Origin of the sequence: Chitinophaga sp. SYP-B3965 (assembly GCF_009647655.1) — a bacterium.
Lineage (GTDB): Bacteria > Bacteroidota > Bacteroidia > Chitinophagales > Chitinophagaceae > Chitinophaga.
This window is the reverse complement of record NZ_WJFD01000002.1, coordinates 295077-321793: the sequence shown is the minus strand read 5'-3', so window position 1 is coordinate 321793 and position 26717 is coordinate 295077. Positions and strand designations below refer to the sequence as shown.

At 43.4% G+C, this 26717-nt stretch carries 26 protein-coding genes; 12 read left to right on the top strand and 14 right to left on the bottom strand.

From position 1 onward, the window contains the following. Positions 1-102: 102 nt before the first annotated feature. The 8 genes from GFS24_RS15355 to GFS24_RS15320 all read left to right on the top strand — a co-directional run bounded on the left by GFS24_RS15355 (position 103) and on the right by GFS24_RS15320 (position 8689). Entirely contained in the window at positions 103-954 is an 852-nt protein-coding gene (locus tag GFS24_RS15355; protein WP_216647434.1) for a ThuA domain-containing protein, read from the top strand. A 15-nt stretch (positions 955-969) separates the two neighbouring features. Beyond that, on the top strand, positions 970-2334 hold the full coding sequence (locus GFS24_RS15350; protein ID WP_153660669.1) for a putative oxidoreductase C-terminal domain-containing protein: 1365 nt from the start codon (positions 970-972) through the stop codon (positions 2332-2334). A gap of 6 nt (positions 2335-2340) precedes the next feature. Next, positions 2341-3105 (top strand): SDR family NAD(P)-dependent oxidoreductase, encoded by a 765-nt coding sequence (locus GFS24_RS15345; RefSeq protein WP_153660667.1) that lies wholly within the window; start codon positions 2341-2343, stop codon positions 3103-3105. 18 nt (positions 3106-3123) lie between these two features. Then, on the top strand, positions 3124-4533 hold the full coding sequence (locus GFS24_RS15340; protein ID WP_153660665.1) for a Gfo/Idh/MocA family protein: 1410 nt from the start codon (positions 3124-3126) through the stop codon (positions 4531-4533). 76 nt (positions 4534-4609) lie between these two features. Then, positions 4610-5680, top strand: a complete 1071-nt coding sequence (locus GFS24_RS15335; RefSeq protein WP_153660663.1) for a winged helix DNA-binding domain-containing protein — start codon at positions 4610-4612, stop codon at positions 5678-5680. Positions 5681-5889: 209 nt separating this feature from the next. Further along, complete coding sequence (locus GFS24_RS15330; RefSeq protein ID WP_153660661.1) at positions 5890-7191, top strand: MFS transporter; 1302 nt, start codon at positions 5890-5892, stop codon at positions 7189-7191. Positions 7192-7328: 137 nt separating this feature from the next. After that, positions 7329-8144, top strand: a complete 816-nt coding sequence (locus tag GFS24_RS15325; RefSeq protein ID WP_253906494.1) for a carotenoid biosynthesis protein — start codon at positions 7329-7331, stop codon at positions 8142-8144. Positions 8145-8155: 11 nt separating this feature from the next. After that, complete coding sequence (locus tag GFS24_RS15320; protein ID WP_153660658.1) at positions 8156-8689, top strand: CopD family protein; 534 nt, start codon at positions 8156-8158, stop codon at positions 8687-8689. A 5-nt stretch (positions 8690-8694) separates the two neighbouring features. On the opposite strand, the gene GFS24_RS15315 is transcribed toward GFS24_RS15320, so the two are convergent. The 5 genes from GFS24_RS15315 to ybeY form a co-directional block, all read right to left on the bottom strand. Further along, on the bottom strand, positions 8695-10023 hold the full coding sequence (locus GFS24_RS15315; protein WP_153660656.1) for a porin family protein: 1329 nt from the start codon (positions 10021-10023) through the stop codon (positions 8695-8697). After that, entirely contained in the window at positions 10020-10595 is a 576-nt protein-coding gene (locus GFS24_RS15310; protein WP_216647433.1) for an RNA polymerase sigma factor, read from the bottom strand. Before GFS24_RS15310 ends, GFS24_RS15315 begins: the two co-directional genes overlap by 4 nt. 396 nt (positions 10596-10991) lie before the next feature. Continuing rightward, positions 10992-12860 carry a tRNA uridine-5-carboxymethylaminomethyl(34) synthesis enzyme MnmG gene (gene mnmG, locus GFS24_RS15305; RefSeq protein ID WP_153660654.1) on the bottom strand — a complete coding sequence of 623 codons (1869 nt, stop codon included), beginning with the start codon at positions 12858-12860 and terminating at the stop codon, positions 10992-10994. 1516 nt (positions 12861-14376) lie between these two features. Then, complete coding sequence (locus GFS24_RS15300; RefSeq protein ID WP_153660652.1) at positions 14377-14841, bottom strand: hypothetical protein; 465 nt, start codon at positions 14839-14841, stop codon at positions 14377-14379. A 68-nt stretch (positions 14842-14909) separates the two neighbouring features. After that, complete coding sequence (gene ybeY, locus GFS24_RS15295) at positions 14910-15296, bottom strand: rRNA maturation RNase YbeY (RefSeq protein WP_253906493.1); 387 nt, start codon at positions 15294-15296, stop codon at positions 14910-14912. A 173-nt stretch (positions 15297-15469) separates the two neighbouring features. On the opposite strand from ybeY, the gene GFS24_RS15290 reads away from it, so the two are divergent. Beyond that, on the top strand, positions 15470-15700 hold the full coding sequence (locus GFS24_RS15290) for a FeoA family protein (protein ID WP_074241570.1): 231 nt from the start codon (positions 15470-15472) through the stop codon (positions 15698-15700). 77 nt (positions 15701-15777) lie between these two features. Here GFS24_RS15290 and GFS24_RS15285 read toward each other — a convergent pair whose 3' ends face one another. Together GFS24_RS15285 and nadA are read right to left on the bottom strand one after the other, a co-directional pair. Beyond that, positions 15778-15972 carry a hypothetical protein gene (locus GFS24_RS15285; protein ID WP_153660648.1) on the bottom strand — a complete coding sequence of 65 codons (195 nt, stop codon included), beginning with the start codon at positions 15970-15972 and terminating at the stop codon, positions 15778-15780. A gap of 255 nt (positions 15973-16227) precedes the next feature. After that, positions 16228-17235: a quinolinate synthase NadA gene (nadA, locus tag GFS24_RS15280; RefSeq protein WP_153660646.1), complete on the bottom strand. Its 1008-nt coding sequence runs from the start codon at positions 17233-17235 to the stop codon at positions 16228-16230. A gap of 755 nt (positions 17236-17990) precedes the next feature. On the opposite strand from nadA, the gene GFS24_RS15275 reads away from it, so the two are divergent. Together GFS24_RS15275 and GFS24_RS15270 are read left to right on the top strand one after the other, a co-directional pair. Continuing rightward, positions 17991-20108: a peptidylprolyl isomerase gene (locus GFS24_RS15275; RefSeq protein WP_153660644.1), complete on the top strand. Its 2118-nt coding sequence runs from the start codon at positions 17991-17993 to the stop codon at positions 20106-20108. A 260-nt stretch (positions 20109-20368) separates the two neighbouring features. Continuing rightward, complete coding sequence (locus tag GFS24_RS15270; protein ID WP_153660642.1) at positions 20369-20872, top strand: DUF2480 family protein; 504 nt, start codon at positions 20369-20371, stop codon at positions 20870-20872. Between the two features lie 37 nt (positions 20873-20909). On the opposite strand, the gene corA is transcribed toward GFS24_RS15270, so the two are convergent. Continuing rightward, positions 20910-22007, bottom strand: a complete 1098-nt coding sequence (gene corA / locus GFS24_RS15265) for a magnesium/cobalt transporter CorA (RefSeq protein WP_153660640.1) — start codon at positions 22005-22007, stop codon at positions 20910-20912. A 208-nt stretch (positions 22008-22215) separates the two neighbouring features. Here corA and GFS24_RS15260 point away from each other — a divergent pair, with 208 nt between their 5' ends. Further along, positions 22216-22926: a hypothetical protein gene (locus GFS24_RS15260; protein ID WP_153660638.1), complete on the top strand. Its 711-nt coding sequence runs from the start codon at positions 22216-22218 to the stop codon at positions 22924-22926. Positions 22927-23097: 171 nt separating this feature from the next. Here GFS24_RS15260 and GFS24_RS15255 read toward each other — a convergent pair whose 3' ends face one another. The 6 genes from GFS24_RS15255 to GFS24_RS15230 form a co-directional block, all read right to left on the bottom strand. Further along, positions 23098-23298 carry a helix-turn-helix transcriptional regulator gene (locus tag GFS24_RS15255; RefSeq protein ID WP_153660636.1) on the bottom strand — a complete coding sequence of 67 codons (201 nt, stop codon included), beginning with the start codon at positions 23296-23298 and terminating at the stop codon, positions 23098-23100. A 6-nt stretch (positions 23299-23304) separates the two neighbouring features. After that, positions 23305-23721 (bottom strand): hypothetical protein, encoded by a 417-nt coding sequence (locus tag GFS24_RS15250; protein WP_153660634.1) that lies wholly within the window; start codon positions 23719-23721, stop codon positions 23305-23307. A 120-nt stretch (positions 23722-23841) separates the two neighbouring features. Next, on the bottom strand, positions 23842-25110 hold the full coding sequence (locus tag GFS24_RS15245; RefSeq protein WP_153660632.1) for a DUF3472 domain-containing protein: 1269 nt from the start codon (positions 25108-25110) through the stop codon (positions 23842-23844). A 68-nt stretch (positions 25111-25178) separates the two neighbouring features. Further along, on the bottom strand, positions 25179-25709 hold the full coding sequence (locus GFS24_RS15240) for a hypothetical protein (protein ID WP_153660630.1): 531 nt from the start codon (positions 25707-25709) through the stop codon (positions 25179-25181). A 71-nt stretch (positions 25710-25780) separates the two neighbouring features. Continuing rightward, positions 25781-26146, bottom strand: a complete 366-nt coding sequence (locus GFS24_RS15235) for a septal ring lytic transglycosylase RlpA family protein (protein ID WP_153660629.1) — start codon at positions 26144-26146, stop codon at positions 25781-25783. After that, positions 26143-26640 carry a GNAT family N-acetyltransferase gene (locus GFS24_RS15230; RefSeq protein WP_153660627.1) on the bottom strand — a complete coding sequence of 166 codons (498 nt, stop codon included), beginning with the start codon at positions 26638-26640 and terminating at the stop codon, positions 26143-26145. The genes GFS24_RS15235 and GFS24_RS15230 overlap by 4 nt, the downstream gene beginning before the upstream one ends. Between the last annotated feature and the right edge of the window lie 77 nt (positions 26641-26717).

Genomic DNA, 26717 nt, shown 5'->3' with positions numbered 1-26717 from the left:
TATTACAGCCTGTATATCCCTACTTTTAGTGGGTGAGCATACTGATACGGACAAACCATATGCACATTTTATATTCCACATTTATTTTTTAATTTTTCCCTTATGATGAGCTATCGCTTTTCCAGGCTGCTGGTGTATGTGTTTCTATTCTCTTGCCTGGCTTGTAAAACTACCGGCAAAATGGAAAGCTCCCAGGTGAACTGGAAAAAAATCCAGGTGCTTTTGTACACGAAGAACGGAAAGGGTTATGTACATGATAACATTCCTAACGCGGTAGCGGCATTTCAAAAGATGGGAAAGGAGCATGGGTTTACGGTAGATGTATCTGATACGCCCACTGTTTTCACGGATGAGAATCTGCATAAATATGCTGCGCTTGTTTTTATCAGTACGAACAATGAAGTATTTGATACCGATCAGCAGAAGGTTGCTTTCATGCGATATATACAATCTGGTGGCGGGTTTATGGGTGTTCATTCTGCCATTGGTACGGAACGCAGCTGGACATGGTTCAAACAATTACTGGGTGGTACGTTCTCCTGGCATGCACGTTCCCAGTCTTTCAAAGTGAATGTGATAGATGCGGCGCATCCTTCGGTGAAGGATGTTCCTAAAGTATGGACGCGGTTTGACGAGTGCTATTTTTCCAAAGAATTATATCCGGGGATTAAAGTAGTAATGGCACATGATGTATCCAGCCTGAATCCCAACCAGGATTCCCTGATCAAAAAGAACATGGGGTCTTATGGTAATCTTTACCCGGCAGTGTGGTACCAGGATTTTGACGGGGGGCATGTTTGGTTTTCAGCTTTAGGGCATCATAAAGAAGATTATGAAAAAGCGGATCTTGTGAACCATCTTTACCAGGGACTTCATTGGCTGGTTGCACAGACAACGGTAAGAGATCTTTCCAAAGCTTATGCTACCAGTCCGCAGACTCCGGTTCGTTATTAATAAATTTATAGATTGATGAAATATTCCTACATCCTGGCTTTAGGCTTGTTTACAGTAGCCTGCAATCAGCCAACGGCAAAAGAGCAAACCGATATGGTACAATTGATCACTTTGGATCCCGGGCACTTCCATGCCGCCCTTGTACAAAAATCCATGTATCCGGGTATTGACAGCGTGGTAAATGTTTATGCACCAGACGGCGCTGAACTAAATGCACATCTTAGTCTTATTGATTCTTACAATGCCCGTCCGGAAAATCCAACGCATTGGAAAGAAGTGGTGTACAAAGGGCCGGACTTCCTGGAGAAAATGCTCGCAGAGAAAAAAGGAAATGTGGTGATACTGGCAGGAAACAACAAACTGAAAACTGCTTATATCAACAAATCCATCGCTGCGGGATTGAATGTGCTGGGAGATAAACCCATGGCTATTTCAGAAGCGGACTTCCAATTACTGGAACAAACTTTTGCAGATGCGGAATCTAAAAAAGTATTGTTGTATGATATCATGACAGAACGTTCTGAGATCACCAACCTGCTGCAGAAAGAATTATTACACCAGCCGGCTGTTATTGGAGAACTGGAAAAAGGTACGGTGGACAAACCGGGCATCGAAATTGAAAGTATCCATCATTTTTATAAATACGTTTCCGGCAAGATCTTAAGAAGACCCTCCTGGTTCTTTGATCCTGCACAACAAGGTGATGCCATTGTAGATGTGAACACACACCTGGTGGATATTGTACAGTGGATGGTTTTTGATACTACGATCATCGATTACAAAAAAGACATTGAAGTACAGCAGGCGGAGAAATGGCCAACGGCCTTGAAACAATCTGAGTTCACTGCCATCACTGGTGCAGAAACTATTCCGGATAACCTGAAACCTTTTGTTGTAAAGGATTCTATTATCAATGTACCGGCTAATGGAACGATCCATTATGCGATCAATGGCGTGAATGCAAAGGTTACTGCGCTTTGGAATTATCAGGCGCCGGAAGGTGGTGGCGACAGCCATTATGCGATGGTGCGTGGTACAAAAGCAAATCTTGTGATCCGCCAGGGAAAAGACGAAAACTGGAAACCGGAGTTGTATGTAGAGCCGGCGGTGAATGATGAACAGTTTGCACAAGACCTTCAGGCTACGATACAATTACTGGCGAAAAAATATCCGGGTATTGGCGTAGAGAAAAAAGAAAATAACTGGAAGATCACTATTCCCGATAATCTCAAGACTGGCCATGAAGCACATTTTGCGGATGTGATGCAGCGTTATCTGCAATTCCTGAAAGATGGTAAAGTACCTGAATGGGAAGTGCGTAACATGATCGCCAAATATTACGTGACCACAAAAGGATTGGCAATTGCCAAACAACAATAAGGGTTTATGAGCACAAGCAGTGATTTTGATCTGTCCGGGAAACTGGCGCTGGTAACAGGCGGAGGCTCCGGGTTAGGGTTTTCTATCGCACAAAAATTCATTACATACGGTGCCCGTGTAATTATTGCGGGCCGCCGGGAAGATGCTTTGCAGGCTGCTGTGGCCAAACTGGGTGCCAATGCTGCTTATAAAGTATGTGATCTTGCACAGTTACCGGCAGCCGTTACTTTGGTGGAAAGTGTGGAAAAAGATTTCGGTGCGATTGATATACTGGTCAACAATGCAGGCATCAACCTGAAAAAAAATGTGCTGGAAGTAACTGATGAAGAATTTGCGGAAGTGGTGCGTACGAATCAACTGGCTGTTTTCTCGCTAACGCGGGAAGTGGCTAAGAAAATGACGGAACGGAAAAAGGGTAATATCATTATGATCAGTTCTATGGCTGCGCAATATGGTATTCCCAAAGTGATTGCGTACACGGCGGCAAAATCTGCTGTGGAAGGAATGACCAAAGCGCTGGCGGTTGAGTTGAGTCCACTGGGGCTCCGCATCAATTGTATTGCGCCCGGTTTTATAGAAACGGATATGTCTGCCAAGGCACTGAACAATGACCCGGAAAGAAAAAACCGTGTGCTGAGCAGAACACCTATGCAACATTTAGGTAAACCGGACGATATCGGCCTCGCGGCTGTTTTTCTCGCTTCGGATGCCGCCAAATATATTACCGGTGTGATCCTGCCAGTCGACGGCGGAAATTCCATCGGATTCTAAATCGATAAAAAATTCCACATGAACAAAAAGAACCCGGAAAAGGAATCCTCCAGGAGGAAGTTCCTTAAAAATTCTCTCAAGGGCGCTGTTGGTACTTTAGCGTTAACCAACTTCCCTACCATTGTTCCCGCACATGTAGTGAGTGGCCCTCTGGCTCCCAGCAACCGCATTAATGTTGGATGTATCGGCAACGGACGTATTTCCCGGGAACATGATATGCCCGGTGTTTGGAAACATGACGCGGCCCGCATTATTGCGGTTTGTGATCTGGATAAGAACAGGCTTGCGTCTGCAAAGAAATTAGTGGACGATTATTATACAAAGAAAACGGGTCAGGCTTCTGATGCGGTTAAAATGTATGACGACTACCGTGATCTTTTAAATAATAAAGACATTGATGCGGTGACCATCAGTACACCTGACCACTGGCATGTGTTACCAGCTATTCATGCAGTGCGTGCGGGTAAGGATGTATATATGCAAAAGCCTGCTTCACTCACTATTTCGGAAGGAAGATTATTGAGCAATGAAGTACATAAGTCTGGCCGCATCCTGCAAATAGGCAGCCAGCAACGTTCTATGCCACAATTCAAAAAAGCCTGTGAGTTAGTACGTAACGGGCGCATTGGTAAACTGCATACTATCTATGTTGGTTTGCCGATCGATGATCCTAAGGAAAGTACGGTTGAAACAGACATGCCTATTCCGGATGGATTGAATTATGAAAAGTGGCTGGGCGAAACGCCTTACGTTCCTTATACATTGAAACGTGTACATCCTACTTCTGGTTTTTCCAGGCCGGGATGGTTGCGTTGTGAACAATTTGGTGCGGGCATGATCACAGGATGGGGTGCGCATCATTTTGATATTGTGAACTGGGGAATGGGTACTGAATATACCGGACCTATTGAAATTATGGCCAGCGCTGAATTTCCGCCGGCCGGAAATTTATGGAATGTACACGGGCCTTTCAAATCTGAGAACCTGTATGCCAATGGTGTGAAAGTGTTGGCCAGCGATAGTTATCCTAACGGAGTGAAATTCATGGGATCTGAAGGATGGATCTTTGTTTCCCGCGGCAATTATTCTGCTACGGCCAATGATCCTGCTTCTGCTGCCAAGAACAGTAAAGCATTGGATGCCAGTGATCCGAAGATCTTGTCTTCTGTAATTGGACCGAATGAAATTCATTTGATAGACAGTAAGGACCATCATGGTAACTGGCTGGAATCTGTTATCAGCAGGAATCCGCCACTGGCTCCAATTGAAGTAGGGCATCGTGCGTGTACGGTTTGCCTGTTGAATCATGCGGGTATGAAATTGAAACGTAAATTATACTGGGATCCGATCAAGGAAGTATTTAAAAATGATGATGAAGCAAATGCGATGCTCACTAGGCCGCAGCGTTTCCCTTATGCATTAGATTAGTTTTATTTGGCGGACAGATATAAGTGGGTTGTTCTGAAGATTTTCGGGACAGCCCATTTTCTTTATATTTGGGTTCATGACAGCCCGGGACCTTATTCATCTCCGCTTACACCATCAGCTGCTTTCTCAAACAACGGCAACTTCTGTTGTTGATGTGGTTTCGCATCTCTGTGCTATGCAGGCACAGGATTATGCAGGAGCGAAATGGTCTATTGGCCTGCGTTTACCGGGAACTACAGATGCGGATATTGAACAGGCTATCCTCTCTCGTTTAATTGTGCGTACTACCACCATCCGCGGAACTTTACATTTTGTTTCGCCGGCTGATGTTCGATGGATCGCTGCGTTTGTGAGACCACGCATTGTTTCTAAATATGCCGGGCGTTATAAACAATTGGAATTGGACGATGCGGTGGTGGCGAAAAGCAATACCATTTTTGAGAAGGCTTTAGCTTCTTCTTCCTTGACCCGTAAGGAACTGGAAGTTTTGCTGGTGAAAAATGGTGTTGCTGTTACCAATGAAAGGATGAATCATTTTCTTAGCCGCGCTGCGCTGGATCAGGTGATCTGCTGCGGGGCCAGGCGGGGTAAGGAATTTACCTATGAGTTGCTGGATAGTTGGGCGCCATCTTCTTCTGGTATTTCTGCAGAAGAAGCGCGGGCGAAATTAGCGCTTCGATATTTTACAGGGCATGGTCCGGCTACGGTGCAGGATTTTGCTTCATGGGCCGGGTTGACGTTGGGGGATGCAAGAGCGGGGTTATTGTCTGTAACTTCTTCGCTTTCTAAGATCACTTTTAATGATATGGAATATTGGATGCCGGATGTTCCTGGTTCATTTAAAAATACTTCAGGTGTGTTTTTGCTGCCGGGGTTTGATGAATATTTTATTGGTTATGCAGACAGGACACTGATCGTGGATGAAGAGCGGTTGAAAAAATTACTGCCTTTGAATGGGATATTTAGTCCTACCATTGTTGTGAACGGAAGGATAGAAGGGACCTGGAAACGTACGGTGAAAAAGAATGTGCTGCAAATGGAAAGTGTTCCTTTCCAGCCATTTAGCGATGCCCGTCAGCAGGCCATGGTTAAGGCATCCAAGCCATTTTCAAAGTTTATGGGATTGCCGGTGGAGTGGGAGTTTTGATAAGGCTATCAGTTCGTTGTAGTCTACGGGGATCTTCCAAAGTTTTTCCATTTTGTCCATCAGCTCCTGCAATTTTTCTGCTTTTTCGAGAAGCGGTTTTTGTTGCTCGGTTACGCGCTCTTCCATTTTTTTTAATTCTTTGCGGAATAAGCTGATACAGGTTTTTAGTTTCCTTGTTTTCATCCCTCTAAAATAATTATTTTTGAACTATGTCCAAAAACCCGCTTCCCCGGAATGCTTCTACCGCCTGGCGATTGAAGGCAATTTTTACTGGTTCTATTGGCAACCTGGTTGAGTGGTACGATTGGTATGCCTATGCCGCCTTTGCTATTTATTTTGCGCCGGTGTTTTTTCCGGCGGGGAATCCTACCGTACAGTTGCTGAATACGGCAGCTATTTTTGCAGTGGGTTTTCTTATGCGGCCAATTGGTGGCTGGCTGTTTGGCAGCATTGCTGATAAACAGGGGAGGAAAGCATCGATGACCTTATCGGTTTTGCTGATGTCTTTTGGTTCTATGATGATTGCACTCACGCCATCTTATCAATCCATTGGTTTGGCGGCACCGGTACTTCTTTTGCTGGCAAGGCTTTTACAGGGGTTGAGTGTAGGTGGTGAATATGGAACTTCCGCTACTTATCTGAGTGAAGTGGCTTCGTCTGACAGGCGAGGATTCTTTTCCAGCTTTCAATATGTTACTTTAATTGGTGGTCAGTTATTTGCGCTGGGTATTCAGTTGTTGCTGCAGAAAGTTTTTCTTACTCCCGCACAGCTGAGTGAATGGGGCTGGCGAATTCCTTTTGTGATCGGTGCCCTTCTGGCATTGGTGGCTTTGTACCTACGCCGTAATATGCATGAATCTGTAGATCTGCATGATAAAAAGAAAGAGCGCGGTTCTGTTATGGTGTTGCTGAAAAAACATCCGCAGGCGGTGTTGACGGTTGTGGGACTTACTCTAGGAGGAACGATCGCTTTTTATACTTATACTACTTACATGCAAAAGTTCCTGGTGAATACGGTGAAGTTATCCAAGGAACATTCTACCATGATCTCTTTTTCTTTGATGTTAATATATGCCTGTCTGCAACCGGCATTTGGCTGGCTATCAGATAAGATCGGCCGGAAACCTTTGCTGATAGGGTTTGGCGTACTTGGTTCATTATTGACGGTACCCATTCTTACGGCGGTGAGTGAAACGACTTCGGCATGGTCTGCTTTCTTTCTCATCCTGATGGCGTTGTTAATTGTGAGTGGTTACACATCTATTAATGCAGTGGTGAAAGCGGAATTATTTCCGGCGGAGGTTCGGGCGTTGGGTGTTGGTTTGCCATATGCGTTAACGGTAGCTATCTTTGGTGGAACGGCAGAATATCTTGCACTTTATTTTAAGAACATCGGCCATGAGTCCTGGTATTACTGGTATGTAACGGGTTGTATCTTTGTGTCGCTGCTTGTGTATATCACGGCAAAGGACAGCCGAAAGAATTCATACATGGATAAAGAACAATTATAAACAGTATCACTATGCTTCCTTTTCGCGGAATGCCCTATGGTTATCCCCCAGGTTTTTGCTATCCTCTTACGGAAATCTGCATGTACATTTTGTTCGTGTTATGTTGCTGGCATGCGTGGAAAAAAGGTCCGGGCAGTATGGCGTATCTCTTGGGTGGCCTGGGTTTCGGGCTGTTACTGGAGTTTGTGAATGTATCCAGCAGCGGGGCTTATGTGTATGGAAAATTTATGGTGATGTTTGGTACTGCGCCCAATGATATTCCTTTATGCATTGGTATGGGTTGGGCCGTGATCATGTACACTGCACGGTTGATCACGGATGCTTTGGGAGTTCCGCTTTGGGCCGCGGCAGCGATAGATACTTTACTTGCTATCAATATTGACCTGAGTATGGATGTGGTGGCTTATCGTTTGCACATGTGGCATTGGGATTGGGAAGGCCGTACCACTGTGGCTGATTCTTTAACAGGGCAATGGTTCGGAATTCCTTATGGTAATTTTTATGGCTGGCTGCTGGTAGTGTTTTATTATTCTGTGTTTGCGCGGTTGCTGGAAAAAAGTCGCTGGACGAAATTCACGGCCTGGCGTATTTCTATTCCGTTGCTTTCTATTCTTATTTCTCAAGTTGCGTTGTATATTTCTTTATTCCCATTGTCCGACTGGTTGAAAACTTTTGGTGTTACGAGCATGCATCGGTTTGTTGCTTTGCTGATCATTTTTTCTTCTTTGGCTATTGTTGGGTTTAGGAAGCGGGTTAAGGTTGCTGTTGGGCGCTTACCTTTGGTAACCTGGTTAGTGCCAGGTTGGTTCCACGTTTATTTTACCTGCTGGTTCTTTGGGGCGAATTTTTACCTGGAGAATAGTTGGATGACGTTCTGGTGTGTGGCGAATTTGTGTGTGGGCGTGGTGATGCATCTTTTATTACATCGGTATGTTTCCCGCAATCTTCCTTAATTTTACAGGATATGTATTTATACATCAAAGCGCTTCATATCATTTTTGTAGTCACCTGGTTTGCCGGGCTTTTTTACATTGTGCGATTGTTTGTTTATCATACGGAAGCACAATCTGCTGAAGAACCGCGCCGCAGTATTTTGCAGGAACAATATAAGATCATGATGAAGCGGTTGTGGTTTGGGATCACCTGGCCCTCTGCTGTGCTCACACTTATCTTCGGGCCATGGATGGTTATTATGCTGGGAGGGATCCCCGGCTGGTTGTGGGTAAAACTTGCTTTTGTATTAGGACTCTATATTTATCATTTTATATTACACGGCATTTTTAAGGGGTTGATGAAAGATCAATTCCGTTACACTTCCACACAGCTAAGAATATGGAACGAAGTGGCTACCATTTTTTTAGTGGCCATCGTTTTTCTTGTTGTGCTGAAAAGCTTGCTGAGTTTGGCCTGGGCCTTAGTTGGCCTTACCGCTTTCACACTGGTGCTGCTTATTGCGATACGTGTTTATAAAAAGATCCGTACCCGCTCGGAAAAATAAATCTTTTAATCTTTTTTGCCTAAGATCAGCTGGAGTGATACGCCGGCTGAATTCAGTTTTACTTTTCCTTCACCTACTCCGTTCAGGGGAACTTTCACGTAGGGTTGTAATGCCCATTTCAATCTGCCCGCTGTTTTTCTTTCGTAGGTTACTCCGAGATTGAGCACTGAAAAATAATGTTGATTTTGATTGCTGAATTCTCTCGTGCGTTTATTATTGTTGGCCCAATAATAATCATACTTTTCTTTCAGCATTAAATAAGTAGATGCCCCCGCCATTGCACTCCAGGAACCTTTCGGTTGATCCAGGAAAGTATAATGCACATTGAGCGGAACATCGAGTACATCACAGTTCGCATCAATTTTTACATAATTGGTGGGGTAGGGGAATGTATAATCTTTGGCTGCAGCACCATATACTTTTTTGGTGTAAATAGCGCCCACGCTGATATTCAACCGGTTATTAACATGGTAGCGCAATAATAATCCAGCACCGTAACCGATTTTCCCTCTTTCGAAAGAAGAAGCGATGTTATAATCCGGGCCGAGGGTGATGCCACCTTCGAAACCTCTCTTTTTCTTTTTAGGAACTGTGGAATCTTTAGGTTTATCCACATTCGTATAGGTGTTGGCGGTAGTGTCTGGTATTTGTTGCGCTGGTTTATCTGTTTTTTCTATTACCGGTGAGTTATTCACATTTACCGGTTCAGTAGTTTTTTGTAGTTGGTTAAATGGTATTGAGGTGGTGGCCTTTGATGGCTCGTTATTAGATATTGGTGTTTCTGTTATTATTGTTTGTTGTTGTGTTGTTGTTTGTTGTGTTATGTGATTTTGGGTGGTGTGATTTTGTATGGTGTGATTTTGCGTGGTTGAATTTGGCGTGGCGGAATTTTTTGTTGCCTGATTTTGCACGGTAGCATTTTGCCTTGCGGAGCTTTTTGTTACCTGATTTTGTACTGTAGAATTTTGCCTTGCGGAGTTTTTCGGTGTGATGGAATTATCAACGCCAGTATTTCCGGGTGTGCTTACTTTTTCTTCTGGTGCTGATATTACATTGCCTGGATTGGTATTGGGCGTGTTTATATTTTCAGCGACAGTTTTTTCAACCGGTACATTTTGCAGTGCGGTAGTTTTATCCGATTGGGCATACCACCACCAGCCGCCTCCACCAAGAAGGAGGAGTAGGAGGAACCCACTGGTCCACCACCAAAAAACGGGACGGCGCCGATCCGAATCATCCAGCCGCTTTTTCATATCATCCCATGCGGCGGGATCGAAGGGAACATCAGCTTCCTCCAGTTTTTTACGAATGCTATTTTCAAATTGTTCACTCATTTTTGCATTGTTGCACCGATCTTGCCGGTGTCATTATTTTGAGACGTTAATTCTTCAATTTTCGTTTTCAATATTCTTTTTGCCTTGAATAAATTAGACTTGGAGGTACCTTCAGAAATTCCTAACATATCTGCAATTTCCTGGTGTTGGAAACCTTCCATAACGTACAGGTTAAAAACAGTTTTATAAGCTGGAGGTAATTCTTGTACCAGTCGGAGTAATTCTTCATAGGCTAGTTTATCCAGTGCTTTATCATCAGACACCCCGAGATCATAGGCTTGCGTAATATCTTCTGAGAATGATATTCTCTTTCTGCTGCGCAAATGATCGATTGCCGTATTGGCCATGATCTTACTTAGCCAGCTTTTGAAAGGTCGGGATGTATCGTAAGTATGAATGTGATTAAATATTTTCAAGAACCCATCATTTAAAATTTCAATCGCCTCGTCCTTGTTGGTAGCATAACGCAAACAGATAGCCATGGCATATCCGAAGAATTGCCGGTAAAGTGCCTCCTGGCTGCTACGTTTCCATTGGCGGCAACCTTCGATGATATCTACTATGTCCTGCACTGTTTTGTTACTATCTTAACTTACTCAGAGATTTTCCAAAATTGGAAATCTTCTGCTTCCCATAAGTTACCGAATCTTTTTAATAAGGTTTAGACGTTGTTATTACTTCCTCATCTTTTACGTGTTTCAATTCACAGTAGTTGCCTTGGATGTGGAAAAATTATGTTTTTTTCACCTTCGTAAAAGCTGTTTTTACCTGATTCTTCAGAAAACACATTTTTAAGGCTTTTATTGGATTTTGGGCGATTTTGATACTACTACTTTACCCATGCTGAGATCGTTGAAATTTGAGGATGTTTTTATTTTATTGATTTTCAACTAGTTATGCGTTTTTGAGGTGAAAATGAAAAAGCACCCGGGTTGGGTGCTTTTCTATCTATTTTTAGTTTCCTTTTTTTATCTGCCCATGTACACCATGAGAATTTGTACATCGCTTGGATTCACTCCGCTGATCCGACTAGCTTGTCCTAAAGTGCGTGGTTTTATTTTATTGAATTTCTGACGTGCTTCGTTGGAAAGAGAAACGAGTTTTGTGTAATCGAAAGTATCGGGGATGATCAGATCTTCCAGTTCACTCATTCTTTTTACCAGCTCATTTTCTTTTTCGATGTAAGTATCGTACTTCACCTGAATCTCTACCTGCTCCAAAACTTCCCTGCTGAATCCGGCGAGGGCGTTTCCTACCTTTGCGATGTTGTTTTTCATGGACATAATATCCAATCCAGGGCGTAATAAAATCTGATGTGCTCTTTGTTTTTCCTTCAATGGAGCAGATCCATTCTCTTCCAACCAGCTGTTTGCCTCTTCCATATCCAGTGGTAATTCCTTCAAAATCGCTTTCACCTGGTCAACACCGGAGCGTTTTTCTCTTGTTTTCTGCATCCTTTCTTCTGTGGCGAGGCCCAGTTTATAGCTTCTTTCTGTGAGGCGAAGGTCTGCATTGTCCTGGCGGAGGAGTGTTCTGAACTCTGCGCGGGAGGTAAACATGCGGTATGGTTCGTCTGTTCCTTTATTAATAAGGTCGTCAATTAACACGCCGATGTATGCTTCACTACGTTTTAATACCAATGGTTCCAGCTCTTTTACTTTCTGGTGGGCATTGATACCAGCCATCAAACCCTGACATGCTGCTTCTTCATAACCGGTTGTTCCATTGATCTGACCAGCAAAAAAGAGGTTAGAAACCTGCTTTGTTTCCAGTGAAAACTTCAATTGGGTAGGTGGGAAGAAGTCGTATTCGATAGCATACCCTGGGCGGAACATTCTTACATTCTCAAAACCGGCTACCTGTTGCAGTGCTTTTTGCTGTACATCTTCGGGTAAGGAAGTGGAAAAACCGTTCACATAGATCTCTACGGTATTGAAACCTTCGGGTTCTACGAACAGTTGATGGCGTTCTCTTTCTGCAAAACGGTTGATCTTATCTTCAATACTTGGGCAATATCTTGGTCCGATCCCCTGAATTCTACCCTGGAACATAGGTGATCTGTCGAATCCTGTGCGGAGAATATCGTGTACTTTATCACTTGTGTAGGTGATCCAGCAGCTTTTTTGTTGGGAAGGTTTGATCTTTTCTACGTCCATGTAGGAGAATCCTACGATTTCATCGTCTCCTTTTTGTTCTTCCATTTTGGAATAATCCAGACTTCGTCCATCTACGCGGGGAGGGGTTCCTGTTTTCAGGCGATCGCTTTCAAAGCCCAGGGAAACTAATTGTTCTGTGATACCCGTGGCTGCTTTTTCAGCAACTCTTCCTCCCCCGAACTGTTTATCGCCGATATGGATAACGCCATTCAGGAAAGTACCGTTGGTTAAGACTACAGCTTTTGCCTGGATTTCATGGCCGAGGCCGGTTACTACACCGTGGCAAACACCGTTTTTAATCAATAAACCCTTTACCATATCCTGGTAGAAGTCTACGTTAGGGGTATTTTCTAATGCTTCGCGCCATTTTGCGGCGAAGAGCATGCGGTCGTTTTGTGTTCTTGGGCTCCACATAGCGGGGCCTTTACTCCGGTTCAGCATTCTGAACTGGATCATAGATTGATCGGTGACGATACCTGAGTACCCGCCGAGGGCATCTATTTCGCGTACAATTTGTCCTTTTGCTATACCACCCATTGCAGGGTTGCAGCTCATTTGGGCAATTGTTTGCATATTCATGGTTACGAGCAACACCCGGGAGCCCATGTTTGCTGCAGCAGCTGCAGCTTCACATCCGGCATGACCAGCACCGACAACAATAACATCGTAAGAAGGGAACATACTTGAATTTTGAGATTGCAAAGTTAAGTATAAAGATTGGATGCGAGGGGGTTAAAACGGCCCTCTTTATCTGGGGTGTCCTTTGCTTTTAGAAGGAAGATCATCTGTTTTCCAGCATTCTTTTAGAAGGGGGTGAGTGTTTTTAGGTAGAAGCGCTTTCCATGGAAATAAATGCTGGGGGTAGGTCGTATTGTTTGGAGGAAATATCAAAAGAGAAATGAGCCTTTCTATGTTCGGGGGAGGAGAATTATATCCTTTAAGTAGGAGCGGAGGTTATTTTCTAAAAAGTAATATTGCTTTAGCGGGTAGAAATAAGCTTTTATGTATTCAAGGAGGGTGAAAGAAGGGAGGGTTTATACATTTCAAAGGGAAATCTATCCTGGAAAGAGGAAGCAAAACTTCCTGAAGAAAGGAAATCATCGGCCTTATGGAATAACCCAAGGGGATTAAAAAGAGAACCTTACCTGTTTAATCGAGGGATTTTCATTGTTTGAAGGAGGGATTTCTCCCTGAATGACGGGTAAATTAAGTTCATGAAGAAGACTTATATGAGGATAGGAACATTACACAGGGGGTATAGTGAAGTATTTTGTGGGGGGAAACAAGAGCTCTTGAAGAATATTTACTTCTTTAAAGGTGCTATATAGAAAGAAAATAGGGGAAAGGTAAATGCGCTTGGCTTTTCTTATCAGTTTAGTATTGAAGAATATCAGAATAAGGGACGATCTCGTGGTAAGAGAAAGAATAAATAGCCTTTCACTTTCTTATAAAGAACACTTTATTGGAGCTTACTATCTCCTTTTACCTCATGGACTACATGGGCCTTCTTTCAAAAGAAATACTATTCTTTGATCAAACCGCTTTAAAGAGGGATAATATCTAAAAGAACAAGCTCATACAAAGGATAAGAATGTAAGCAGAAGGGCTAGAAATTGAAGGTCTGATTCAGAAAAGGGAAGAGATGTAGCGCATTTCATGAGCATTTCTTAATAATAAGGGTCACTCCAAAGGGAAAATGTTCCACGTGGAACATTATACAACAACATGGTTAACATCTAATGAGTTACCTCACAGTGGTCAAATCTGTTTAAGAGGATACCATATCCTTCCATTTCAGATCTAAAAAGACAATGTTCCACGTGGAACATCTCTTATAATGGGCAACAACTATTAAACTTGGACTCAAATGAACCCTATTGTTTCAATAAAATAGGAATGGAGTTAAGAACATTTCAGTCCCATCCTTTTACTTACTAACCTCGCTTATTGAAAAAATAGGTTACTTAACTGCTCTTTTGATGGTTGTTTTAGTGGGTTATTGAATGTTCCACGTGGAACATTCCCCTTTCGTGCAAGCATTCAAAGCACCTCGCTTTATAAAGGGAAATGATTCTATAGCCCTTAAGCATATAAATCCTTGGTTCGAATCCCATTCCGGGTACTATATAGTATCTGGGATCCATATGGTTTACCCTATTTAAGAAAGAAAAGAAGAAGCCTGGTCGACAATTACTCACTATGCACCCTTATACAAACCAAGGAGTTTAATAATTTCAGCTAGTTCCTTAGAGAGTTTGTCTATTGAAATACGTATCGAACTATCGTCCTGAAGGGTTAAAACGATGGAATTATACTTTCTGGACTGATGACTATTCATCTCTTCTGAATAATACTGCTCCATTTCAGCCTCTATTCGATATGATCTGATATCCTCCCAATTATAAAATCTTCTCTCATTCTTATAGCGAGACACTAAACCATCCTTAGACAGTACAAAAAATGCGTGTTTTTTAAAGATTGCCACAAAACCATATGCCGCGATACCAAGTATTAAAAGGTTAAAAAGAGCGGCAAATATAAACGTAACACTGGTGGGACCGTTTAGATACATCATATATACTCCTGGAAAGAGGAAAATGATAACAATAAGTATCATCATGGGCAGGTCCCTGGTTGTTCTTTTTATGGTTAAGATTTCCATTTACTATCGAATTGATTTCATTATACCCGAAATTAAACAAAAGGGATGTTCCACGTGGAACATCCCTTTTACTTTTGAAAGTATAAACTAAGATACTCATCTTCTTTTTCCCGCATGAGGGCTTCTTCTTTCTTCGTCTTATCCTTGTATCCACACAAGTGCAAAGCCCCATGAAAAATAACCCTGTGTAATTCGTAGTTCTCTGTCACTTCAAAATGCTCCGCATTCTCTTTCACCCTATCAATACTTATATAGATCTCTCCTTCGGTTACTTCAGGATCCTCCGATAATTCAAAGGTGACGATATCTGTATAGGTATCATGCTTCAAAAACTCTTCGTTCAATTGTAAGAGGTATTCATCTGTACAAAAAATGTACTGTAGATGTTTCAATCCCTGTTCTTCCTTTCTAAACAAATCCTGGATAAAAGCTTTGAGTCGGGTTCTATCCTTCATACCTACCTTTACCTCATGTGCTGAAAACTGTACTGCCATCATGTAAAATTAAAATGAAAAGTTGGTTCCGCCATGGGTAGTTTTTTGCATATTCCTCTTTGTGCTATACCTTTACATCGTAATTAGCTGGGGCTTTGGTCACAGATTGGTTTTAACTCGATCAACAAATCATCATGATTAAACTTTCTTCCCTTACGCTTGGCAAAAGTGCAGTGATCCGGGATTTCGAGAAAAGTGATATCCATATAAAATTAATGGAAATGGGATGTGTACCAGGAGAAACAGTTAAAGTAGAAAAGATTGCACCGATGGGTGATCCGATCTGTATCATTGTTGCGGGGTACAATTTATCACTTCGCAAAACAGAAGCAGATCATATTTGGGTAGAAGAGATTGCTATCTAAAATAAGAAAAAAAGATTTTAAAAAGGATGTACTGATCAGTACATCCTTTTTTTATTGATCCCAATTGAAGTGCCCGGTTACATTAATTGCCTCTTTAATTCCTCATACTTTATGTTGAAGGAAATAGGATCTGCGATCCCCTCAAAAAAAACATTACACCACAATTCTTCCTTCGTCTCCTTATGAAGTTGCGCCTGAACAAGCCGAACACTACTTGGGTTAATCAACACTTCTCCATCCTTGGCATCCAGTATTACAATGAGCTTAGACATACAAATAAGTTTCTCACAATCTACAATATATCCCTGCAGAGTAGGGAAGTATATTTTCCGACAAGCCGATTTAGTACCTCTTTCAATTCCTGTTATGAAAAGCTTCTTTAAACAAATGATAGTATAAAACATATCCTATCTTGAGCCTATGTCAACCCTATCTATGACCTTTCCGTCTCCTCTGAGAACTCTATAAAAAAAGGCCGCCTCAGGGAATTATCCCTGAGGCGGCCAGCCATTTAATATCTGAAAGTATTACAACCCTGCTTTCGCACTTATATCCAGCATCCGATCGATAGGCTTTTTGGCTGCAATGCGCAAACCTTCTTCCATCGTAATCTCTGGTTCTTCGTACTCCATACAGAGGTAGAGTTTTTCCAGGGTGTTCAATTTCATATGCGGACAATCATTACAAGCACAGGCATTATTTGGCGGCGCCGGAATGAAAGTCTTGGTTGGATTTTCTTTTTGCATCTGGTGAAGGATCCCGGTTTCTGTTACCACGATATATTCCTTCGCATCGTCCCGCTGGGTGAATTTCAGCAAACCAGTGGTGGAACCCACAAAATCTGCGATGGCCAGTACGGGTGCTTCACATTCCGGATGCGCGATGATCTTGGCTTCAGGATGACGCACCTTCAGTTTGGTGATCTTTTCCAGGCTGAAAATCTCATGCACCATACAGGCTCCATTCCAAAGTACCATGTCCCGACCCGTTTTCTTGATCAAATAAGACCCCAGGTTGCGATCGGGTGCAAAGATGATCGGCTGGTCCTTAGGAACGCTTTCGATGATCTTTTCGGCATTAGAGCTCGTGCAAATGATATCGCTGAGCGCCTTGATACCTGCAGAACAGTTTATGTAGGAGATAACGATATGATCCGGATACTTGTCCCTGAACTTTTTGAAGAGCTCGGGAGGCGCGCTATCTGCCAGTGAACAGCCGGCTTTGAGGTCCGGCAGGAGTACCTTTTTCTGAGGGCTGAGGATCTTTGCGGTTTCGGCCATGAAGTGTACGCCCGCAAATACGATAATGTCCGCATCGGTTTTAGCGGCCTGCTGGCTCAGTCCCAGGCTGTCTCCAATATAGTCCGCCACGTCCTGGATATCCGGTTCCTGGTAATAGTGCGCCAGGATGATCGCGTTTTTTTCCTTCTTCAGCCGGTCTATTTCCGCAAAAAGATCCAGCTTAACGTCCACATCCACGTCAAGGAACCCTTTTTTCTGTAAATTTTTTTTTGCTTCCGCTAAGTCTATAATCATAGCTATAGATTAATTTTTCTTTTTAAAAAGAAGAGAAAAGCCCACTACTATTAGGGGTGTGAATATGGGGGAAACTCATCTTCTCACCCTGATACAAATGTACTTGTTATTATTATTTTAGTGGCTATCCACATCAAATTAACATCGATTTTTCCCGTTACTGCTGAGTTTGGCATGCTTTATCCACAGTGTTAACAAGGAACTGAGTGAACAACTTTTCGGGGTTGTGAGTATTAAGAAATTGTTAAAAGAGGGAGGTTATCCACCGCCGGAGGATTGAAAATACATTGGCGATGAAAAACAAATTTAGTTATACGCTCTTCTCAAGGGGTGTTTACCCACATAAAACAACGTTAACCCCATGGTTATTCACAACAACTGTGAACAAAACAACCCTCTTTTCTGAAATTCCGTGGCTCTGAAAATTTTCCTGTTTTCTTCTGATCAATCCACATTTTGTTGTGGATTATATCCGGCATATTCTTATTTTGTGGATAACCACGAGTATATTCAGCCGGGCGCCAAACCCGGAAATAGCCAGATGGCGGGACTTTAACAAGATTTTTAACAACCAATACCTATCTCTTAATTACGGGTAAAATGTGGATAAAGTGTGTATGAAGATAGAAAACCACCCCCTTTGTGTACCGCTCAAACCCTTTGCTGTATTGACTTTGGAGGTTGAAAAACCTATTTTGCAGTTACAACTATTTTATTCTATTTTTGCTACCTCTAAAATTTAGACTATATAATATATGTCAGTTATTCAGAAAATCAGGGACAAATATGCCGTTGCTATCATTGTAGTGATCTGCGTGGCTATTGTGAGCTTTTTGCTACAAGATGTATTTTTCGGAAAAAGTTCCATGTTTTCACAAACTACCACTGCAGGTAAAGTGAACGGCGAAGAGCTGGATTATCGTGAATACATGCGCAGGATAGATGTTGCTCAGAACCAGGCACGTCAGCAACTGCAAGGTGCTAACCTGGGTGATGAAGATCAACAAAGGATTCGTGAACAAGTTTGGAACGAATTCATTCGTGAGCAGATCATGACCGCACAGTATAATGAACTGGGCATTGAAGTGACCACCGCGGAAATTGCTGATCAGATCAACGGTAAAAATCCTAACCCCCTTGTACTCCAAAATTTCACAGATCCTCAAACTGGTCAATTCGACCATTCTATCCTGGACCGTGTAAGAGAAAATGCAAGACAGGATCCAAGCGGAGAAGTGAGCAAACAATTGGTACAGTTTGACCAGATGATTGCTGAATACCAAAAGAACCTTAAATATATTACGTTGGTTCACCAGGGTATTTATTATCCTAAGTGGCTCGCTCAAATGCAGGCTGCGGAAAATGCACAAAATGCTAATATTAGTTATGTGCAGGTTCCTTACGCTACCATTTCAGACAGCACTATTAAAGTGACCGACGGAGAATTAAATAATTATATACAGGAGAACAAAGCCCGCTTTGAAGTTCCTGAAAGCCGCAAAGTAGAATACGTTTCTTTTGATGCGTTACCTTCTGCTGCAGACAGTACTACTGCTTTGGGCGAACTGGTAAAACTGAGAGCAGAACTGGATACTACTCCGGACATCGCTGGTTTTATCAAACTGAATTCTGAAGTAGCTTATTTTGATGGCTTCGCTCCGAAAAGCCAGATCCGCGTACCTAATAAAGATTCTATCGTGGATATTCCGGTAGGCGCTGTATACGGACCTTACCAGGACGGCAACCTGATCATTTATGCAAAAATGATCGAACGCAAAATTATGCCGGACACGGCTAAGATCCGTCAGATCTTTATTGCTGTGCAACCAAGTCTTAATGACTCTGCTGCAAAACAACGTGCAGATAGTTTAGAGATGGCCATCCGCGGAGGTGCTAATATTGATTCCCTCGCTGTTAAATTCTCTGATGATCCAAACAGTAAACAAACCGGCGGTGAGTACACACTTACTCCTGCAGGATATTTTGCGCCTGAACTGCAACTGGTGAAAGACTTCGCTTTCGAAGGAACCACCGGTCAAATGAAAACGATCAAACTGCCTATCGGTTATGTAGTAGTAAAGATCACAGAACAAAAGAACTTAGGACCTGCGCTGAAAATAGCTTACCTCGGTAAACGTGTGGATGCCAGCAGCACTACCAGCAGCGAGGCTTTGAGCCGTGCGAATGATTTTGCTACTGCTAACCAGGATCAAAAATCTTTTGAGAAAACTGTACAGGAAAAAGGATTGAACAAACGCATTGCGGACAATATTAATCCTATGGATTTTGTATTGCCTGGTTTGGGTAGTTCCCGTGAAATTGTGGCCTGGGCTTATAAAGCGAAGAAAGGTGATGTGAGCCCTGTGTTTACATTGGAAGATAAATTTGTGGTAGGTGTTTTGACCGGTGCCCGTGAAAAAGGTACTGCGCCACTTTCTGAAGTTCGCCCGATGGTGGAAGCAGAAGTGAAAAAAACGAAAAAAGCAGAACAGATCATTGCTAAGCTGAAAGAGCCTGCAACACTGGAAGCTGCTGCCAGCACAACTAATCAGCCTGTGTTAACTGCAGAGGGTGTTAGCTTTGGACAACCTTTTATTGCTTCGATTGGTTATGAGCCGCGTGTAGCTGGTGCCGCATTTAATAAAGCATGGGGTACTGCTAAAGTTTCTGCTCCTATTCAAGGTAATACTGGAGTGTTTGTTATTAAAGTGGGTGCTTTTGTACCAGCTCCTCAGCCTGCTACTGATTATGCACAACAACGGATGGCTTATGAACAAAGCCTGAAGCAATTTGCTGATCAGCAATTGTTTGAAGCGTTGAAGAAGAAAAGTGAGATCAAGGATAACAGAGCTGCTTTCTTCCCAGGAAACTAATTTTAGAAGATATAGTCTATAGAGGGCCGGATGAGAATCCGGCCCTTTTTTTATTGGATAAGGAGGCAAAGATTTATCGGCTCCGTCGGAGCCGGTGGGAAGGTTTTTTTCTTTAAGGAGCGTAACCGGAGCAGGAGTTTTTCTGGAAACAGAAGGAGAATAAGTTTTGTAATTGTTCCGGCAGGCTTTCTTGCAAAAGACCTGTTTATCCCCGGTACCCCGGAATTTCGTAAATTTGTATAATAATTACAGGAAGAGCCATGGACGAGATTGTAAACAAAGTTGCGCAGAGCGCACTCACCACTATAGATCTGGAACAATATTACCCTCAGGGAGAAACAGCGGTGTTTGATCTGAAGGACCATCTTTTTATGGAGCTGATCCTGAAGGAGAAAGATTTCCGGGCAGGGTTGCTTACCACGGACTGGGAACAGTTCCGGGATAAAAATGTAGCTATCATTTGCAGTGCTGATGCCATCGTGCCTATTTGGGCTTATATGTTGGTAGCCAGTTACTTAGAGCCAGTTGCACGTTTTTACGGATTTGGGGATGCAGATTTTATACAGAAAACCCTGTTCCTGAAAAACCTCGGAAGCATTGATCCTCAACAATTTCAGGATCTGCGGGTAGTTGTGAAAGGTTGCGGGGATAAGGAAATTACGGAAGCGGCTTATGTGGAAATCACAAGGCTGCTGCGTCCGGTTGTGAAAAGTATCATGTATGGGGAGCCGTGTTCAACGGTACCTGTGTATAAGAAAAAGTAACCGTCGGGCCGCGAGGGGGTTATTTTTTTTGAAAAACTCAGAACCAACCCCGTTTCCGGAAGATCAGCAACATGGAAACGAAAATGAATAACATCACCCCCAGCACAATGAAGTAACCATAAGGACTTCTCAACTCCGGCATCACATCGAAATTCATCCCGTAAATTCCTGTGATCACAGTGAGCGGGGCGAGTAATGTTGTTACCACCGCCAACACTTTCATCACTTCATTCAGTTTCTGGTTCATCTGCGCATGGTACAACTCCTGCAAGTTCATCACCAACTCACGATAACTTTCTGCGAGGTCCACTGCCTGGATGATATGATCGTATACATCTTTGTAATACTTGACCGTACTTTCTTCCAGCAGCCTGTTCTCTGATTTCATCAAACCGTTCATTACCTCGCGAACAGGTGTGATCCCTCTTTTGAACAACAGCATTTCTTTGCGCAAAAAATTAAGCCGGGCCTGGGTACGGTTGTTGGGCTGACGGGGAATGATCTCCTCCAGGACTTCTATCCGGTCACCGAGACCGTCCATTACAATAAAGTAGTTGTCTACGATGATATCCAGCAGGGAATATAAAAGATAGTCGGCACTTGAGTTCCGGATCTTTGTGCCGGGCGTGCGTAATCTTTCCCGGACGGGATTGAACACATCACGGTCCGGATCATCCTGGAAAGAAATGACCACATTTTTTCCTAAAACAAGGCTTACCTGCTCCTGGTCTACAGTGGAACTTCCCTGCATGAAGTACATCATGGGTAATAAACAGAAAACATTATCCCCGATCTCATCCATTTTGGCGCGCTGGCCTTCGCTCATAATATCCTCCATGAGCAGGTAGTGGATGTGGAAATGTTCACAGATCTTTTCCACTTCTTCCCGCCGGACCCCGTCCACATTGATCCACTTGATGGTTTTGGTTTCCCTGAACCGGAAACAATCGGATACGTTGTCCATCACTTCTTCCCGAATGTTATCCTCATCGAATTCAAAAACGGTGATCTTCACTTTCTCCACAACCTTGCGGGAAGTACTGGCGGTTACGGGGTTGAAATTCATGAGGCGCTGTTTCCTTACTTTGAAAGGATTGATCGCATCAGGAATTGGAATTAATCCATGCTTGCCCATTCTTGGAGATTTTATGCTAAAATAGCATAAATCTCACTGCAAGGGGAATGCCATTGTTCCTGTTAAAAAAAAGAGATCGTAACACTGGGGTAACATAGAAGTGTTAGTTTCAGGTAATCCAATTTCTTTCTTAACCCTGAAGAAGTACGAGGACCCTTCCCGAAAGGAGGGGTCCTTTCTATCCCAACATCCCTTTTAATAAAAATATATGCGTCCAGGTATCTTTATTGTCGTAGCGTTCTTCGCCGGAATTTTTTCCATTATCAACGGACAGCGGCCGAAAAAACTTTCTTCGGAAGCAGCGCATGCTATTGACTGGTATGGTATACAATTTCGCGTTTTGCAAAAGGAATCTCATCAATTCCTGCAAGCGGTAACGGGGCATAAAAAAGCAACAGAAATACAAAAACAATTCAGGGATACGCGGGACGCTTACAAGAAACTGGAATTATTTGCAGGGTACTTTGATCCCGCTACGGCAGAGGCTTTGAGCGGATGGGACAGTATCACATTGAATGATACTGCGGCGATGAGAAGAGAAACGCTCCAGGTGATCAGTCATATTGATCACTTAGGAAGATCGACGGATACATTGTTATCTACAGACGCACAATTGTTTGATGCGATGGAGATGGAAATGGGAAAGATGAAAGCATTTGAGACGAGTGAAAATGGCGTGGCGGATACGAAGGGAGCTTTAGCCGGCGTGAAGGCGGTGTGGTTATTTTACCAGGATAAACTGGATCATCATTTTTCAGATCAAACCCGGGAACTCTTTATGGAAGCGGAACGGATGCTGGATACGACGAAAGTGTTCAACGAAAATATGCGGGCAAAATTTTTGGTGCAATACGTGAATCCGCTGGCGATGAATATTGTGCAGACGAGAGAGGAGTTGAAAATTGGGGAGAGGAAATGAATTGTTTTTGCTGAGCACCTTGAGCACAAGTCAGCTCACGCGCAGGAGGCTTGCGGCACAAGACTTGCGCCAGCGTTGCGATTCATAGCCCCCTAAGCAAAGTATAAAAAAGAACCAACCGCCGAAGTGAGTGACACAACGGCGGCTGAATAATGATCAGCTGCCGGCTACCTAATCTCCTTCTTCCAACTCAAAAACTTGTTCCAGCGGCTTTTCGAATACCCTCGAAATTTTCAGGGCCAGAATGGTGGAAGGCACATATTTATTAGACTCGATGGTATTGATGGTTTGCCTGGAAACGCCTACCAGCCTGGCCAGCTCATCCTGTGTGAGATTCTTCCTGGCGCGTTCCACTTTGATGCTGTTTTTCATAAGGCGTTACTTGTTGCGGTAAATTATGAAATTAAACCGGATGATGAAAAGAAGCAGGATGGTGAACATGTTGTAAGCCATCACCGCCAGAAAATCCATGTTATACACAACAAGTATGCAAATGATCAGCAAGAGATAATTTATCAGCACGGAGATCTGGAGAGATTCCAACCGGATCTTGTTAATGTATTCGTCTTCGATCTTTTCCCGGCTGAAGGCAACCAGCAACATGCCAATGATCAAACCGGCAGAAATCACTTCATCAGAATATTCACCGGGGAAAGAGTCAAACCAGCTGGGTGCTCTGAAGATCTCTAATGTGTCATTGAGGGGGAAGAAGATAAGCCCTATAAAAAATAAAGGAATGGTGATAAACCAGCCGATCTTTTTGTAAATGTGCGGTAAGAGATAATTAGATTTCATAGCGGATGTATTTTTACCAAAGATAGGGATGTTTTACATAATGTCAAATATATTTTACATAATGATTGCTTAGCTTGACAAAATAGGCATAAAAAAGCCCGGTGTTAGCCGGGCCCGTTATTAGAATTTAGGTAAGTCGATCTCGGGGTGTTTTCCCAATGCCGGTCGTTCGAAAATGTCTCCCAGTTTGGCGTTTGCGGGAATGAAGCCTGCAGTCCAGAGGTAGAACATGCCATTTTCTGATCCGCCGCCAAAATCCAGGCGGTCTTTTGCTTTGGCGGTAGCGTCATTGGTGAATCGGGCTTTGGTGAGTTCAATCCATTCGCCGGTATCCGTTTTTACCCAATGATTGCCGAAATATCCTTTGCGGTGGAGGTATCCGTTTTCAAAGCTGAAGTTTTCCAGGAAAGAATAGAGGTGGCCCATGTACTTGCCGTCTTTCGGAGCGCGGAAGCTGGCGATCATTTTCCATTCTTTGTGTTCCGGCACATAGAAGTACGCGGTGTATTGTGTGTTGGTTCCGGTTGGTACTGCGTGCATGAGGAAACGATAAGTTTCGCCGGCTTTCCAGTTGTAGAGCCAATGGCTGTGGCCACCGGTTCCTTCTCCGCCAAAACCAGATGCTACCACACTATCTCCTTTCCCGATCAGTGTTACCTGGTCTTCATACTTTACCTTATCCCGGCTATCCGGTTCTTTGCCGGAATCCCACACGGAGAAAATAATCCTTCTTTCTTTGGGGCCATTCACCTGCATGCCAAAGTAGCCGCGGTGAAATCCGCAGGACATAAAATACGTGCCCAGTTTATCCTGGCCAACGGGAACATTGATCTCACCGTAGAACCATTCTACGTTTTTATCATCCGGTACGGTGTAACCTAAATGTACGGATGCAGAACGGCGCCAGGGTTTTGGATTGAACTGGATATCCTTTGTGGCGGGGCCTTCCAGGGTGATCCCTTTTACATCTGCATATACTGTTCCTTGTTTTTCAAGGCCCTTCAGGCTGATGGTGTAAAAGCCGGTGTCCTTCAGTTTTGTTTGCAGTACCGGGATGGTCGTGTAGTCTGTGCCGTTAGTCACCGAAATTATTTTTTCGATGCCGTTGAAGCTCACTTTGATTTTTGATGGGGCGTCGCTTTTGGCCTGGATGGCCATTTTCAGGGCGCCGGGGTGAGATGTGTGGAAATAAAAATTTACGGTGTTCGTGCTGTCCGTCCACTTTACGACGCCTTGCCTTCCGGAAATATCTACACCATTTTCTTCAGGAACGGCGTATGCGGTGAAACCGGGGAGGGTGGTTTGCGCGTTTTGCGCAGTTTGTGCGAGAGACAGGTTTGCGATTGCCAGGAATCCCAGCATTAACAGAGAGTAGCTTTGCTTTATCATATATACAAATTAAGCAGAGGACTACTGCAGATGCAAGTGCTTTTTGGAAAAGTGACAATTGGGTTACTTCAGGGCGTTTGAATATTACAGCTGTACCAGTTAACGAAGATGAGGGAGAAGGATTTGATGATGCGGGCAATTTCCCGTTCGGCGGGAGGGAGGCTGTGGTGCATGCACAAATACTTTACCACGCCATTTTCTTCCAGGCCGTAATAACAGCTGGCGGAGGTGGTTAGTGCAAATCCATTTTTCACGAAGCCCGGATGCTGATCAAAAGCTATACTGCCAAGGGAATCACTACGTAGCAATGCTTTGAGTTCAAAGAGAGGGATAAACAATTCAGCAGGGCCGATCAGCTTACGGATATGCAGTTCATGAAACAAACGTATTCCTTCTGCGGATTCCTTACTGTGATTGATCCAGATGTCTTTGATCTCATCCACTTCTTCGCCAACGGTGCAAAGTTTGTGGATGTTGATAAACTCTGCCTGCCTCCAATCTTCACGGGATAATGTTACGGTGAAATCGGGATACGCGGGCAGGTTATTCATCTGAGGGCGTTCATTGGAAACGGTAGGTAGGGTAAACCAGGTATCCATATGTCAACACATCAATTACCCGAATATATGACGAAAAACCGATAATAGAAAGACGTAAGCTAAATTTAATGCTATCGTTTCTTCTTGTATTTCAGCTTCACTGTGGCCACTCCGGTTTGCAACATACCTAATTTGCGGGCTGCTTTTTTGGAGAGGTCGATGATGCGTCCGGCAACAAAGGGGCCTCTGTCGTTTACCCTGACTTTTACGCTGCGGCCGTTATTGAGATTGGTGACTTTTACTTTGGTGCCGAAGGGTAAAGTGGGATGCGCGGCAGTCATCTTTTGCTGTTTGAAAGTTTCGCCATTGGCGGTTTTGCGGCCCTGGAACTTATCTGCATAGTAAGAGGCTTTTCCGCTTTCGGTAATTTTGCGGGCACAGGATGTGGTGGCGAAACACAGGATGGCGATGAGCCAAATGTAATTGCGTTGTATCATAATGTCATCTGCATAATAGCGTCGTTCATAAAATAGCCGTTCCCGATATCGATGTCTTCTTCACCGGTCTTTTCAAAACCGTAGCGTTGATAGAACCCCACTGCATTATTTCCGCGGTTCACGTTGAGGGTAAGATATTGCATCCCGGCTTCCCTTGCAATACCCGCCACTTCCGTCATGAGTACTTTGCCTACATTTTTGCCCTGCATATCCGGACGGATATAGATCTTATGCAATTTTGCGACCAGACTATTTTTATATTTCAATTCATAAGAAGCAAAACCGCCGAAGACCCCGTCTACATTAGCTAAAAGAAAAACATGACCGCGTTCTGTGATCTGGCTGCGTAGCGATGCATCGTCGTACATCATGCCCAGCATGTAAGTGATCTGTTCTGCGGAAAGGATCTTTCCAAAAGTTTCCGGCCAGGTGATGTAAGCAATCTCCTGAATGATATGAATCTGATCCGGCGTTGCTTTGGTGATAGTTAACATGTGCGTATAGTTAGTATTGCAAATTACAGGATATCAACTTTGCTGCCTCCTTTTTGTTATGTTTATAAAAAATAAAA

Bases quoted from the DNA above. Each gene is read 5' to 3' on its own strand.
- GFS24_RS15230 (WP_153660627.1), bottom strand. From the start codon at position 26,640: ATGTTAACTATCACCAAAGCAACGCCGGATCAGATTCATATCATTCAG.
- nadA (WP_153660646.1), bottom strand. From the start codon at position 17,235: ATGATTATAGACTTAGCGGAAGCAAAAAAAAATTTACAGAAAAAAGGG.
- GFS24_RS15315 (WP_153660656.1), bottom strand. From the start codon at position 10,023: ATGAGTGAACAATTTGAAAATAGCATTCGTAAAAAACTGGAGGAAGCT.
- GFS24_RS15335 (WP_153660663.1), top strand. From the start codon at position 4,610: ATGACAGCCCGGGACCTTATTCATCTCCGCTTACACCATCAGCTGCTT.
- GFS24_RS15290 (WP_074241570.1), top strand. From the start codon at position 15,470: ATGATTAAACTTTCTTCCCTTACGCTTGGCAAAAGTGCAGTGATCCGG.
- GFS24_RS15255 (WP_153660636.1), bottom strand. From the start codon at position 23,298: ATGAAAAACAGCATCAAAGTGGAACGCGCCAGGAAGAATCTCACACAG.
- GFS24_RS15240 (WP_153660630.1), bottom strand. From the start codon at position 25,709: ATGGATACCTGGTTTACCCTACCTACCGTTTCCAATGAACGCCCTCAG.
- GFS24_RS15330 (WP_153660661.1), top strand. From the start codon at position 5,890: ATGTCCAAAAACCCGCTTCCCCGGAATGCTTCTACCGCCTGGCGATTG.
- GFS24_RS15260 (WP_153660638.1), top strand. From the start codon at position 22,216: ATGCGTCCAGGTATCTTTATTGTCGTAGCGTTCTTCGCCGGAATTTTT.
- GFS24_RS15320 (WP_153660658.1), top strand. From the start codon at position 8,156: ATGTATTTATACATCAAAGCGCTTCATATCATTTTTGTAGTCACCTGG.
- mnmG (WP_153660654.1), bottom strand. From the start codon at position 12,860: ATGTTCCCTTCTTACGATGTTATTGTTGTCGGTGCTGGTCATGCCGGA.
- GFS24_RS15300 (WP_153660652.1), bottom strand. From the start codon at position 14,841: ATGGAAATCTTAACCATAAAAAGAACAACCAGGGACCTGCCCATGATG.
- GFS24_RS15275 (WP_153660644.1), top strand. From the start codon at position 17,991: ATGTCAGTTATTCAGAAAATCAGGGACAAATATGCCGTTGCTATCATT.
- GFS24_RS15350 (WP_153660669.1), top strand. From the start codon at position 970: ATGAAATATTCCTACATCCTGGCTTTAGGCTTGTTTACAGTAGCCTGC.
- GFS24_RS15345 (WP_153660667.1), top strand. From the start codon at position 2,341: ATGAGCACAAGCAGTGATTTTGATCTGTCCGGGAAACTGGCGCTGGTA.
- GFS24_RS15285 (WP_153660648.1), bottom strand. From the start codon at position 15,972: ATGTCTAAGCTCATTGTAATACTGGATGCCAAGGATGGAGAAGTGTTG.
- GFS24_RS15355 (WP_216647434.1), top strand. From the start codon at position 103: ATGATGAGCTATCGCTTTTCCAGGCTGCTGGTGTATGTGTTTCTATTC.
- GFS24_RS15250 (WP_153660634.1), bottom strand. From the start codon at position 23,721: ATGAAATCTAATTATCTCTTACCGCACATTTACAAAAAGATCGGCTGG.
- ybeY (WP_253906493.1), bottom strand. From the start codon at position 15,296: ATGAAGGATAGAACCCGACTCAAAGCTTTTATCCAGGATTTGTTTAGA.
- GFS24_RS15340 (WP_153660665.1), top strand. From the start codon at position 3,124: ATGAACAAAAAGAACCCGGAAAAGGAATCCTCCAGGAGGAAGTTCCTT.
- GFS24_RS15245 (WP_153660632.1), bottom strand. From the start codon at position 25,110: ATGATAAAGCAAAGCTACTCTCTGTTAATGCTGGGATTCCTGGCAATC.
- GFS24_RS15270 (WP_153660642.1), top strand. From the start codon at position 20,369: ATGGACGAGATTGTAAACAAAGTTGCGCAGAGCGCACTCACCACTATA.
- corA (WP_153660640.1), bottom strand. From the start codon at position 22,007: ATGGGCAAGCATGGATTAATTCCAATTCCTGATGCGATCAATCCTTTC.
- GFS24_RS15235 (WP_153660629.1), bottom strand. From the start codon at position 26,146: ATGATACAACGCAATTACATTTGGCTCATCGCCATCCTGTGTTTCGCC.
- GFS24_RS15325 (WP_253906494.1), top strand. From the start codon at position 7,329: ATGGCGTATCTCTTGGGTGGCCTGGGTTTCGGGCTGTTACTGGAGTTT.